7 protein-coding genes are annotated in these 12,621 nt (G+C 72.3%); 1 reads left to right on the top strand and 6 read right to left on the bottom strand.

Features of this window, described 5'->3' with window-relative positions:
- The first annotated feature begins 26 nt into the window (after positions 1–26).
- Complete coding sequence (cphA, locus tag AC5IG3_RS00280) at positions 27–2,630, top strand: cyanophycin synthetase (protein WP_491896823.1); 2,604 nt, start codon at positions 27–29, stop codon at positions 2,628–2,630.
- A gap of 31 nt (positions 2,631–2,661) precedes the next feature.
- On the opposite strand, the gene AC5IG3_RS00285 is transcribed toward cphA, so the two are convergent.
- From AC5IG3_RS00285 to AC5IG3_RS00310, 6 genes are read right to left on the bottom strand one after another with little or no spacing between them, the layout of a single operon-like run.
- Positions 2,662–4,539: an efflux RND transporter periplasmic adaptor subunit gene (locus AC5IG3_RS00285; RefSeq protein ID WP_491896824.1), complete on the bottom strand. Its 1,878-nt coding sequence runs from the start codon at positions 4,537–4,539 to the stop codon at positions 2,662–2,664.
- 14 nt (positions 4,540–4,553) lie between these two features.
- Positions 4,554–5,450 (bottom strand): efflux RND transporter periplasmic adaptor subunit, encoded by an 897-nt coding sequence (locus AC5IG3_RS00290; RefSeq protein WP_491896825.1) that lies wholly within the window; start codon positions 5,448–5,450, stop codon positions 4,554–4,556.
- A gap of 43 nt (positions 5,451–5,493) precedes the next feature.
- Positions 5,494–7,494, bottom strand: a complete 2,001-nt coding sequence (locus AC5IG3_RS00295; RefSeq protein ID WP_491896826.1) for a preprotein translocase subunit SecA — start codon at positions 7,492–7,494, stop codon at positions 5,494–5,496.
- Complete coding sequence (locus AC5IG3_RS00300) at positions 7,491–9,638, bottom strand: site-2 protease family protein (RefSeq protein WP_491896827.1); 2,148 nt, start codon at positions 9,636–9,638, stop codon at positions 7,491–7,493. The genes AC5IG3_RS00295 and AC5IG3_RS00300 overlap by 4 nt, the downstream gene beginning before the upstream one ends.
- Positions 9,635–11,248, bottom strand: coding sequence for a TolC family protein (locus tag AC5IG3_RS00305; RefSeq protein WP_491896828.1), 1,614 nt, complete (start codon positions 11,246–11,248; stop codon positions 9,635–9,637). Before AC5IG3_RS00305 ends, AC5IG3_RS00300 begins: the two co-directional genes overlap by 4 nt.
- On the bottom strand, positions 11,238–12,602 hold the full coding sequence (locus AC5IG3_RS00310) for an Lcl C-terminal domain-containing protein (RefSeq protein WP_491896829.1): 1,365 nt from the start codon (positions 12,600–12,602) through the stop codon (positions 11,238–11,240). The genes AC5IG3_RS00305 and AC5IG3_RS00310 overlap by 11 nt, the downstream gene beginning before the upstream one ends.
- Positions 12,603–12,621 lie beyond the last annotated feature (19 nt).

The raw sequence follows: 12,621 nt of genomic DNA on the forward strand, positions 1-12,621 counted from the left end.
TGAATACGCTGGAAGAAGCACCGCCGATGGACGTTTCTCGCATCCGGGCCCTGCGCGGGCCCAACCTCTGGAGCCGGCACACGGCGATCGAAGCCATCGTCGCCTGCACGGGCGCCGAATGCCGCATTCGCGAACTCGCCGGATTTGAAACCCGGCTGCGCGCGCTGTTTCCGGGCATTGGCGCGTTGCCAGCGTCGGCGGCCAAGGAGCCGCTGACGCTGGCGCATGTGCTCGAAGCCGTGACGCTGGCGCTGCAGACCCGCGCCGGCTGTCCGGTGACCTTCAGCCGCACGCAGGAGACGGTCGAGCGCGGCACCTTCCAGGTCGTGGTCGAGTACAGCGAAGAGCAGGTCGGCAAGCTGGCCGTCAGGCACGCGCAGGCGCTGATCCAGGCCGCGCTGGACGCCACCGCGTTCGACCTGGGCGCCGCGCTGGCCGAGCTGGGCGCGTTGAACGAAGACGTGCGCCTGGGGCCGAGCACCGGCTCCATCGTCGAGGCCGCCGCCGCGCGCGGCATTCCGCACCGCCGCCTGACCGAAGGCAGCCTGGTGCAGTTCGGCTGGGGTTCGCGCCAGCGCCGCATCTGGGCTGCCGAGGTCGACAGCACCAGCGCCGTGTCCGAATCCATCGCCCAGGACAAGGACCTGAGCAAGCGCCTGCTGCACGCCGCCGGCGTGCCCGTGCCCATCGGCCGCCCGGTCAAGGACCTGGACGACGCCTGGGCCGTGGCCCTGGAGATCGGCCTGCCGGTGGTCTGCAAGCCGCAGGACGGCAACCAGGGCAAGGGCGTCACGGTCAACGTGCTGACGCGCGAGCAGCTCGACGCCGCCTACAGGAGCGCCGCCGAGATCGGCGAGGTCATGGTCGAGAAATTCCTGCCCGGCAGCGACTACCGCCTGCTGGTGGTCGGCAAGACGCTGGTCGCCGCCGCCCGGCGCGACCCGCCCTTCGTCACCGGTGACGGCCGCCAGACCGTGCGCGCGCTGGTCGACCAGGTCAACGCCGACCCGCGCCGGGGCGAAGGCCACGCCACCTCGTTGACCAAGATCCGCTTCGACGAGATCGCCATCGCCCGGCTGGAAGCGCAGGGTCTGCAGCCTGAGTCGGTGCCGGCCAAGGGCCAGCGCGTCATCCTGCGCAACAACGCCAACCTGTCCACCGGCGGCACCGCCACCGACGTGACCGACGACGTGCACCCTGAAGTTGCCGCCCGTGCGGTGGCCGCGGCGCAGATGGTCGGGCTGGAGATCTGCGGCGTCGACGTGATCTGCGAGAGCGTGCAGCGCCCGCTCGAAGAGCAGAACGGCGGCATCGTCGAAGTCAACGCCGCGCCGGGCCTGCGCATGCACCTGTCGCCGTCGTTCGGCAAGGGCCGCAACGTCGGCGAGGCCATGATCAACCACCTCTTCGGCACGCCGGCCCAGGGCCGTGAAGGCCGCGACGGCCGCATTCCGGTGGTGGCCGTCACCGGCACCAACGGCAAGACCACCACCGCCCGGCTGGTGGCGCACCTGATCGCCACCAGCGGCCTGCGCGTGGGCATGACCAACACCGACGGCGTCTACGTCAACGGCCGCCAGACCGACAGCGGCGACTGCGCCGGCCCGCGCAGCGCCCGCAACGTGCTGATGCACCCGGACGTCGATGCGGCGGTGTTCGAGACCGCGCGCGGCGGCGTGCTGCGCGAAGGCCTCGGCTTCGACCGCTGCCAGGTCGCGGTCGTCACCAACCTCGGCGCGGGCGACCACCTCGGCCTGAACTACATCACCACGGTCGAAGACCTGGCGGTGCTCAAGCGCGTGATCGTGCAGAACGTCGCCCCCACCGGCTACGCCGTGCTCAACGCCAACGACCCGATCACCGCCGCCATGGCCGGCAACTGCCCGGGCCAGGTGATCTTCTTCGCCGCCGATCGCCATCACCCGGTCATGGCGACCCAGCGCGCCCAGGGCAAGCGCTGCGTCTACGTCGACGGCGACCAGCTCGTGGCCTCGCAAGGCGCCTGGCGCGAAAGCATTGCGCTGCGCGACGTGCCCATCACGCGCGGCGGGCTGATCGGCTTCCAGGTCGAGAATGTCATGGCCGCCGTGGCCGCCGCCTGGGGCGTGGGCCTGGACTGGGACGCGGTGCGACGCGGCCTGGCGAGCTTCGCCAACGACGCCGACAACGCGCCCGGCCGCTTCAACGTGCTCGACTACCGTGGTGCCACCGTGATCGCCGACTACGGCCACAACCCCGACGCCATGCGCGCGCTGGTCTCGGCGGTCGAAGCCATGCCGCTGGAGCCGGGTCGGCGCCGCTCGGTCGTCATCAGCGGCGCGGGCGACCGGCGCGACGAGGACATCCGCGAGCAGACCGCCATCCTCGGCAACGCCTTCGATGACGTGCTGCTCTACCAGGACGCCTGCCAGCGCGGCCGTGAAGACGGCGAAGTGCTGCGCCTGCTGCGCGAAGGCCTGGACGGCGCGCAGCGCACCCGCCGCGTCGACGAGATCCACGGCGAGTTCCTCGCCATCGACACCGCGCTGGAGCGCCTGCAGCCCGGCGACCTGTGCCTGGTGCTGGTCGATCAGGTCGAGGAAGCGCTGGCCCACCTGGCCCAGCGCTGCGGAGCGGCCAGCGGCGGCTGACCGACCCTGCGGGCCGTGACGGCCCGCGCGCTCACCACCACAGCGCCAGCCGCACGCGGTCGACCAGGTGGTGGGTCCAGATCCACAGGATGCGGCGCTCGCCGACCTCGATCTGCGCCAGCCCGGTCATGCCGGGACGCCACCAGGACTCGGCCGCGACGTCGAGCCGGGCCTTGAGCAGGAACTGGCCGCCCTGGCTGCCTTTGACGCGCGCGATCGGCACCAGGCGATCGACCGCGAAGCCGATCGGCCGGTCAGGCTGGCTGAGCAGGCGCAGCTGGCCGGTGGCGTTGGCGGGCAGGTCGTGCACGTCGCGCTCGGACACCTGGATCACGGCGTACAGGCCCTCGATGCGCGCCAGGCGGAACAGCTTGTCGCCCTGGCGCACCGGCACGCCGGCCAGCTCCTTGCGCTCGCCCTCGACCACCACGCCGGTGAACGGTGCGTTGACCTGCGCCTGGCCGAGCTGGAACAGCACCCGCTCCATGCGGGCCCGCGACTGCTGCATGCGCGCCACCGCGATCTGCATCTCGGCGATCTGGCCCAGCGCGCGGGCGCGGTCGGCCTCGGCCTCGTAGCGGCGCATTTCGGACTGCAGGTCGGCCGCCTGCAGCGTCAGCTCCCGCGTGTCGAGCCGGGCCAGCACGGCGCCGCTCTGCACCGTGTCGCCCAGGCTCACATGCACCTGGCTCATGTAGCCATCGAAGGGCGCGCTGATGAGCTGCACCGCGTCGGTCGCCAGCTCGCCGCTGGCGTCGATGCGGTAGGGCCAGGTGCCGAAACTCACGCCGATCAGCGCCAGCAGCGCGGCGGCGGCCAGCAGCTTGCGGCCCGGGCGCTTGGGGCTGAGCCAGTCGGCCGCACGGCGGCGCGTGCCGGCCCAGGCCCGTTCGCCCCACCAGCCCGAACGCTCGCGCAGGTTGGTGAACCAGGGCTGCAGCAGGTGCAACGCCACCGACACCTGCTGTAGCCGGGCGGGGTCGAAGCCGCCGTCGCGGCGCGCCAGCAGCAGCGTCAGTGGCAGCGGCCCGGGCGTCTCGCCCGGCGCCAGCAGCGTGGCCAGGTGGCCATAGCCCAGCATGCGCGCCAGCCGGTCGTGCGCCAGCATCACCGACCCGGCACCGGCGGGCGCGGGGTGGACCAGGTCGACCTGCTGGTCGTTGGCCTCCTCGATGGCCGCTTCCAGCAGCTGCACGTTCTCGGCCTTGCGCTCGAAGCGGTCGATGTGGCTGATCGCCAGCACCCGGGCGTAACCGTCCTCGCTGCTGGCCAGCACGACCTGGTCGCAGCCCAGGCTGGCGGCCAGCAGGTTGACCAGCGCGAGGCTGGCGGCGCCGAACTCGCCCTCGCCCATCACCCGGGCGACCAGGTCGAGCAGCTCGGCCAGGTCCTTGCCGCCCGGGGCGGTTGCGGCGCCCCCTGACGCTGCCGTGGCGCTGGCCGGCAGGTCGGCGATCAGTTGCACGCGCAGCAGCAGCTCGCCGATGGCCGAGCGCTCGCGGGCGCTGATCTCCAGCAGCGCCAGCGTGGTGCCGGCCGGATCGACCAGGCGCACCGCCGCGTTCAGCCAGCCCGCCGCGCCCGGCGCGTAGGCGTGGCCCTGGGCCAGCGCGCGCGGCGCCAGTTCCTGCAGCCGCGTGGCGACGTCCTCGGGCGCGGTCGTGTCGGCGGCACTGCTGGCCAGCAGCTGCCAGCCCGGGCCGTCCACCCTGCGCACGACCTGTGCCGAGCGCGCCCGGCACAGCGGCAGCAGGCACAGGCACAGGCGCTGCCAGTAGGCCGCGTCCTGCGCCATGCCACGCAACTCGCGCAGCGCCGTGATCAGCTGGGCTGCGTCGATCGGCGGGCTGGCGGCCGGTGCTGCTGCGGCTACGGCAGCCACCGCGGCCGTCGGACGCTCGTCGCTCACTCCGCCCGTGCCACTCACGACGATGCCCCCTCGATGCGCAGGCGCGCCTTCACGCCCGGGCGCACGCGCCGCTCGGCATTGGCGATCTGCACCCGGACCTCGACCAGCGAGCTGGCCGGGTCGAGCACCGGCGAGACAAAGCTGACTCGCCCGCTCAGTTCGCCCGGCAAGGCCGCATCGTCGACCTTGACGCCGACGCGCACGCCGGTGCTGAGCCGTCTGGCCGCTGCCTGGCTGACGTTGACGCGCAGCTCGCAGCTGCTGTCGTCGACCAGGCGCACGATGGCCTCGCCCGGTGCCGCCCATTCGCCCGCGCGCAGCTTGACCAGCGTGACCACGCCGGCCATCGGCGCCACCAGCGCCCGCATGTCCTGCTCGCGCTGGGCGAAACCGAGTTCGGCCTGCTCGCGCTTCTTGGCCTCGCGCAGCTGCTCCAGCCGTCCGCTCACCGTGACCAGTTCCAGGCGCAGCTTGAGCACCTCCTCGCGGCTGACGGTGCCGGCCTGCTGGAACAGGACGTCGGCGTTCTTCACCAGGTCTTCGATGATGCGGTGGCGCTCCTCAGTGCTCTGCAGCTCGGCCCGGTCCTGCCAGACGATGCGGCGACGCTCCACCTCGGCGGCCTGCAGCCGGGCGTCCTGCAGCAGCAGGGTCTGGCCGGCATTGACGCGCTGACCCACCTGCACCTGCACCTGCTCGACCACGCCCGGCACGTGCACGCTGAGCATCGCGTCGCGTACCGGGTAGATGATGCCGACGAAGTCCTGCGCCTGGGCCCGGCTCGGCGGTGAGGCCAGCACGGCGCCGGCCAGCAGCAGGCCGGCCAGCAGGCATCGTGACCCGGTGGCAAGCCCATGAGTGGCGCAGGCGGGTGTGCCGCGCAGGGTGCGCGGCAGCCAAGTCGTGTTCATCGTCATCGTCATCGTTCTGTTTGTTGTTTCGCTGCGGAAAGTCTCAGCTGCTCGCATCCGCGAACGAGAGCTGTTTCTTGAGTTCGCCCTCGCGCTGCTGCAGGTAGCGGCGCTGCTGGAAAGCGCGCCGGTGGGCCCGGCCCTGGGCCCAGCGTATCAGCGCCGGCATCAGCAGGCCGCGCAGCGTGGCGGTCCCGCCCAGCATCGCCATCAGCGGTCGCAACCAGCCCGGCAGGTGGCGCTGCAGCAGGTCGTCGTCGAGCGCGACATAGGCCTGGGCATGGCCGGGCTGGCCTTGCCGGCCGGCGCGGCCGAACAGCTGCCAGTCGACCCGCGCCGATTCGTGCGGCTCCAGCATCAGCACGTGCAGGCCGCCCATGTCGGCGACGCTGGCCTCGATGTGGATGTCGGTGCCGCGCCCGGCCATGTTGGTGGCCACCGTGATGTGGCCGGGCTGGCCGGCCTGGGCCACCACCTCGGCCTCCTGGGCCGACTGCTTGGCATTGAGCACCACGCAGGCCAGGCCGCGCGCGATGAGGCGCTGCTGCAGCGCCTCGCTGTCCGAGAGCCGGCGCGTGCCCACCAGCACCGGCACCTGGCGGCGGTGCAGACGCTCGACCTCGTCGACCAGCGCGTCCCACTTGGCCGTGGCGACGGCATGGTGGCGGTGCGGCGGCACGACCAGGCGGCTGGGCAGGCGGGTCGGCACGACCACGGTCAGCAGGCCGTAGGTCCACCACAGCTCGGCGCGGATGTCCTGCAGCGTGCCGCTGGCGCCGCCGACGTGGTGGTAGTGGCGGAAGAACTCCTGGAAGCTCATGCGCGCCATCGTCTTGGACGGGTCGGTGAGGGCCAGGCCCTGGCGGGCCTCGATGGCCTGGTGCAGGCCGTAGCTCCACGAGCGCCCGGCCATGACGCGGCCGGTGTTCTCGTCGAGGATCTCGACCTTGCCGTCCTGGATCACGTAGTGGCGGTCGAGCAGGAACAGGTCGCGCGCCGACAGCGCCTGGCGGATCAGGTCGTCGCGCCGCTCGGGGGCATGCCAGACCGCCGGCAGGCGCTGCACCATGGCCTCGATGCGGGCCTTGCCGGCGTCGGTGAGGCGGATGTCGCGGAAGGCCAGGTTGATCTCGTAGTCCTGGTCCGGCACCAGCTCGTCGGCGACGTCGCGCGCGGCCAGCACCGCCTGCACCAGCAGCGGGTTGGGCTGCGGCGCCGAGATGATCAGCGGCGTGTTGGCCTCGTCGACCAGCACGCTGTCGGCCTCGTCGACGATGGCCGCGTACAGGCCGCGCGAACGCACCGCGCCGGGTGCGGCGCGCAGCGCGTGGATGCGCCGGCGCGTCGGGTCGATCGCGCCGGCCAGCGCGATGTGGTCGCACAGGTGGTCGGCCAGCAACTGCTTGCTGGTGGCGTAGACCAGGTCGGCGCGGTAAGCCGCCTGCAGCGCCGGCGTGGGCATGCCGTGCACGACCGTGGTGGCGTGGACGCCGCAGCGCTGGTAGAGCGGCGCCATCAGCTGCACGTCGCGCTGGGCCAGGTAGTCGTTCGAGGTCACCACATGGCAGGGGCGGCCGCGCCAGCCGTGCAGCACGCCGGCCAGCGCCACCGCCAGGGTCTTGCCCTCGCCGGCGGCCATCTGCACCACCAGGCCCTGGTACATCGCCAGCGCGGCCAGCATCTGCACGCGGTAGGGGGTCTTGCCCAGGGTGCGCTGGGACGCCACGGCGATGCCGGCCATCGCTTCGACGCGGTCGCGGCGCGCCAGCGCAGCATCCGCCGCAGGCAGGCGCAGGCGCCGGCGCAGGTCGGCCAGGCGGGTGTCGAACGCCGCCTCGTCCAGCGCCTGCCAGGTCGCGGCCAGCGCTTCGGCGGCTGCGGCGTCGTGCTCCAGGCGGCGCCGGTCGGCGCCCAGGTGGAAGACGGCCCAGCGTCGCCAGTCCGACCAGCGCTCGCCGGTGGGGCGCAGCGGGTTGCGCGGGGCGCACCACTGCACGCCGGGCGGGCTGGCGGGCACGGGGCTCAATGGGTTCAGCGGGTTCACAGCGCGTAGCGCTTCTGCAGCAGTTGCTGCAGGGCGCGTTGGCCCTGTTCGAGCAGGGTGCGCGGCGGCAGCGGCACGCGCAGCCAGCCGGTCATGCCGTGCAGCGCGGTCAGGCGGCCGGCCTCGGCGTCGAACACCGCCTGCAGCTCGTAGAAGGAGTCGACGGTGTGCACGCCCTCGGGGTCGTCCGGGCGCACCGCGACGCTGCCGCCGGCGGTCCAGCCCAGCGCCGACGACGGCAGGCGCTCGCGCTGGTAGGGCAGCAGCACGATCTGGCGCGGCCGCACCACCTCGGCCATCTGGCCGGGCAGGCGCAGCTCGGCGCCGGCCAGCGTGCGGTCGAACAACTCGCGCGCCTGCTCCTGTGACACCACCGCCGAAAAGCGCAGCAGCGTCGGGTTGCTGACGTCGCCCAGCACGGCACCACGCGGCAACCAGTTGTGCAGTCGCTCGTGCAGGGTCTCGGCGGTCCAGGTGCCGGCGTGGCGGGCGCGCACCACCAGCTCGGCCTGGCGCGCCTGCAGGTGCACGAGCTTGTCGCGCGCCACCGTGACGCGCGCCTGCAGCGGCTCGACGTCGACCGGCGAGCGCTCGATCGCCTGGTTGCGCTGCACCTCGGCCTCGGCCAGCGCGGCCTGGGCCATCTGCAGCTCCCAGTCGAGCTCGGGGTTGCTCATGCGCACCAGCACCTGACCGGCCTCGACGTGCGCGCCGTGCGCGACCTCGATGGCATCGAGCCGGCCAGGCGCGGCGGTCGAGACCTGGGTGTAGGCCTGCGCCTCGACCATGCCCGGCGCGCGCAGCGCATCCGGCCAGGGCCAGGCCGCCAGCACGGCCAGCGGCAGGCCCAGCAGCAGCGCCGACACGGCCAGCGCGCGCTGGCGGTTGCGCAGCAAGGCCGGGCTGCGCAGGTGGCGCCACCATTTCACCAGCGGCATCAGCCCGCCCATCACCAGCACCGTGGCGCCGAACACCACGGCGACGGCCAGCCAGCGGTCGGCCAGCACCATCAGGATCGAGCCGAAGATCAGCAGCCGGTACATCAGGCTGAAGGCGCCGTAGCCGGTCAGCCACCACCATTCGCGTCGATCGCGCGCGGGCGACTCGCGCCCCGGCGTGCCGAGCAGGTAGTGGTCGGCCAGCCAGCGCCACTGCTGGCCCGAGCGCTGGTAGAGGTTGGGGATGTCGAGCACGTCCGACAGCACGTAGTAGGCGTCGAAGCGCAGCAGCGGGTTGCCGTTGAAGATCAGGCTGGAGACCGAGCCGATCACCATCACGTTGAAGGCCAGGCTGTTGACCAGGCCGGGGCCGGTCTGGGCCCAGACGATCGCGCCGACGGCCGCCAGCACCAGCTCGACGATGATGCCGGCCGAACCCACCAGCGCACGCGCCCAGCGGTCGCGGAAGGCCCAGCTGCCGGTTGCGTCGACATAGGGCAGCGGCATCAGCATCAGCAGCATCAGGCCGAAGGTGTGCACCTCGCCACCGAAGCGTTTCACGACATGGGCGTGGCCCAGCTCGTGCAGCGCCTTCATCAGCGCCATGCAGGCGTAGAGCCAGCCCAGGTTCTCGATCACGAACAGGCCTTCGGTCTGGCTCCACAGGCGCTCCGAATGGGTCCAGGCGCTGGCGCCGCCGAACAGCGCGATCAGCGCCAGCAGCAGGCCCACCGGCCAGCTCACCAGCGCGTGCGACAGGCCGCGCTGGGCGTCGAGCCAGCGGTTCGGGTCCCACAGCGGGAGGCGGATCGACAGGAAGCCGATCAGCTTGCCCTGCAGCTCGCGCCGGGCCTGCTCGCGGCGGCGCTCGAAGATCGTCAGGCTGTCCGACGGCGTGTCGTGGAACAGCAGGTTGGACTGGTGCAGCTGGCCGAGCAACTGCATCACCTCTTCCTGGCCGGGCGCCTGGCTGGGCATGTCGGCCAGGCAGCTCTGCCAGACCGCCTCCACCGTGCGCTCAGGTGCCAGCCGCGCCACGAAGGCATAGGCCTGCGGCGTGACCTTGAAGAAGCGCTGCGTGTAGGTGTCGCGCAGCACATACCAGTCCTGGCCGCGAAAGCGCTGCTTGTGCACGGCCACGGTGGGCAGCAGGCCGACGCGCGCTTCGGCGACGCGGTGCCAGGATTCACTGAAGGTACGGCTCATGCCCCGATCTTGACCCCATAGTGATCAAACAGATCGCCGGAAATGGCCTGCAGCGCGATCCAGGCCAGGCGCTCGCGCACTTCGGCATCGAGTTGGCGCAGCTGCGCGTCGTCGAGCCGGTCCTGCACCTCCATCAGCTGGCGCAGCCGGCTGCGACCGAGCTGGTACTGCTCGCGCTCGGCCCGCAGCAGGGCCTGGCGGCTGGCCACTTCCAGGCGCACCTGGCGCACCTCGCGGCGCACGGCGGCCAGCTGGCTGGCGCGCACCGCCCATTCGTTGCGTGCCACGCGGGCCTCGTTGTCGGCCTGCAGGCGCGCGGCATCGGCGCGGGCGGTCTGGGCGTCGCGTCGGGCGCGGGCGGCGTCGTTGCCGATCGGACGCTCCAGCACGATGCCGATCGACCAGCCCGGATGGTTGTTGCGGATCGAGACGTCGTAGGCCTTGTTCGGGCGGCTGGTCAGGCTGTTGAGGTTGTAGCCCAGCTCCAGGCTGAGGTCGGCCTGCTCCTGGTTGCGCGCCAGGCCCAGCCGCACGCCCTCCTGTTCCTGACGCAACCGGGCGATCCGGTAACCGGGCCAGCGCTCGATCAGTTGCAGCGGCAGCACCTGGGCCTCGTCGGCCTCGTACTCGGCCGGAAAGTCTTCGACATGGGCGCGGAACTCGGGCGGCGTCACGCCCCCTTCGCCAAACGCATCAAGGCTGAGCAGGTTGCGCACGCGCGCCTGCACCTCGACCACCTGCTGCTCGGCCCGGGCGGCTTCGGTGCGCCGACCGCCGATCAGGCTCTCGGCCTCGAACAGTTCCACGCGCGGCGCGAAACCGGCCGCCACGCGTCGCGCCACCTCGTCGCGCAAGGCCTCGGCGGCACGGACGGCCTCGTTGCGCTGCGCCTGGGTGCGGTAGGCGCGCTGCAGCTGCCAGTGGGTGCCGGCGGCCTCGCCGACCAGGTCGAGCGCCTGCTTGAGCAAGCGCTGCTGCTCGATCTGGCGTTCCTTGTCGGCCACGCGCAGGTCGGCCTCGACGGCGTCGCGGCCGTAGCCGCGCCACAGCGGTTGCTTGAAGTTGAGCGTGACGGTGCCGCGGTGCTCCCGCTCGTCGGTGCTGGCCAGCAGATTGCTCTGGCGCCGGCGCATGTCATGCGACAGCTCGACCGTGGCCCCGCTGGGCAGCTTGCCGCGCACACCGGCGCCGAGGCTGGCCAGGTATTCGATCGCGTCGGCCTGGTTGATGTTGGTCAGGCTGGTGGTGCGTTCCTCGTAGGTGCGCGGCCGGTTCAGGCCTTCGCGGCGCAGGCGCCCGTAGGCGATGGGGTCGTAGAGCGCCGCCTCGGCCTCGACCAGCGAGCCGGCGGCCTGCAGCTGCAACTGCGCCGACTTCAGCGTGGCGTTGCGCAGCAGCGTCAGCTGCACCAGCTCGGCCGCCTCCAGCGTGATCACGCCGCCAGCGAGCAGCGCATCGGCGGCGATGGCCGTGTCCGCCGCTTCAGGCAAAGGCTCATCCGTCGCCTGGCTGCGACCCGGCAACAGGCCCAGGGTGCAAGCCAGGGCCAGGCTCATGGCCGTCAGCGCCGGCCGGTGCGCCCGGTGGGCGCGGTTCGCGTCATTGGCCATTGAATGCACGATTTCTCACGTAGAGGGCCCGCGCCTGGCCGGTCCTGAGCAGCGGGCTGACATCGCCGAAAGCGAGGTCGATGCCCCAGACCAGCGTGGCACCGTCGCCCTGCGGCGAGGCCGTCCAGAAGGTCTGGGCAAAGTCGGCCGGCTGGTTGACCAGGGCCGGCAGGGCCGGGTCGACTGCCGGGTTGGCGAGGCCGCGCCGCACCAGGCTGTCGAGCTCGTTCCGGTTGGGCAGGCGCCAGTCGTCGAAGCCTCCCGCACGCTGACTGTTGTAGGCGGCCAGATCGGCCGTCACCGCCGACCCGCCGAGCAGTGGCAGGGCCTTGGGCAACAGCCAGTACAGGCTGCGGGCGTCGTCGAGCAGCACGCTGTGGCTGGCGGTCGACAGCGCCGTCTGCGTCTGCAGACGGTTGCTGGCCGGGTCGGCCAGCAGGGGCGCACCCGCAACCCAGCGCAGCTGCGCCGCACCACCCACGTACTTGCTGGCAAAGCCCTGCTCGCCAAAGTGCACCGCCCACGGGCTGTTCAAGCCGTCGCGATAGGTCTCGGACGAGATGTAGGGCTGGGCAGGCGTGGCCGGGAAGAAGCTCGCGTCGACGTTGGCCGTGACCGCGCTCGCCGGCAGGCCGCCGTGCACGATCGACAGCAGCTCATGCACCGTCGGCAGGCGCCAGCCGGTCTGGCCGCACGTGCCGTCAGCCGGTGCGGCGGGCAGCGACGGCGGGGCCACGTAGGTCTGGCTCGCCTTCAGCCAGACCAGGCCGGTGAGGTTGTCGCGGGTGCAGGTCCAGGCCTCGCCGGACGCCGCCGGCGTGGCCGTGGCGCAGCTGGCGCCCGGCGTGCTCAGCACCGCGCCCGAGGTGCACAGCGCGCTGAAGTCGAAGCCCAGCGCGCCTGCACCGGTCTTGGTCAGGCGCGCCGCCTCGGCGTCGCGACCGGCCGGGCCGTCGTCGCTGCCGGTGTCGTTGAGGACCTCGGCATAGCACTCGATCCTGGTCTGGTTGCCGCTCAAGTCGAACACGCCGCTGGTGCCGGCCGCCACCACGCAGCGCTGGCCCAGCGGGTGGCGCGTGATGCTCACGGCGTAGCTGGCGCCGGGCTCGAAGCCGTTGCCCAGCACGATGCTCTTGAGCACGGCAAAGCCCGTGTCCTGCGTCACGTCCAGCGTCACGCCGCCCGCCGCCAGGCCCAGCGTCGCACCGGCCTTGAGGCCCTCGACCGTGCCGCTCAGCGTGGCCTTGGGCGTCGGGCTGCCGCCGCTGCAGGCCCCCAGCAGCGCCAGCGTGACGCCCAGCAGGCCGGCCAGACCGGCGCGGCGCGGATGGTCAGGGGCAGAACTTCGCTTCATGATCATCATCATCGTTGTC

The sequence above is a fragment of the Leptothrix sp. (in: b-proteobacteria) genome (genome assembly GCF_965250675.1).
Lineage (GTDB): Bacteria > Pseudomonadota > Gammaproteobacteria > Burkholderiales > Burkholderiaceae_C > Sphaerotilus.

Excerpts from the sequence above, each read along its gene's own strand:
- cphA (WP_491896823.1), top strand. The coding sequence starts at position 27 with ATGGACGTTTCTCGCATCCGGGCCCTGCGCGGGCCCAACCTCTGGAGC.
- AC5IG3_RS00290 (WP_491896825.1), bottom strand. The coding sequence starts at position 5,450 with ATGAACACGACTTGGCTGCCGCGCACCCTGCGCGGCACACCCGCCTGC.
- AC5IG3_RS00300 (WP_491896827.1), bottom strand. The coding sequence starts at position 9,638 with ATGAGCCGTACCTTCAGTGAATCCTGGCACCGCGTCGCCGAAGCGCGC.
- AC5IG3_RS00305 (WP_491896828.1), bottom strand. The coding sequence starts at position 11,248 with ATGGCCAATGACGCGAACCGCGCCCACCGGGCGCACCGGCCGGCGCTG.
- AC5IG3_RS00310 (WP_491896829.1), bottom strand. The coding sequence starts at position 12,602 with ATGAAGCGAAGTTCTGCCCCTGACCATCCGCGCCGCGCCGGTCTGGCC.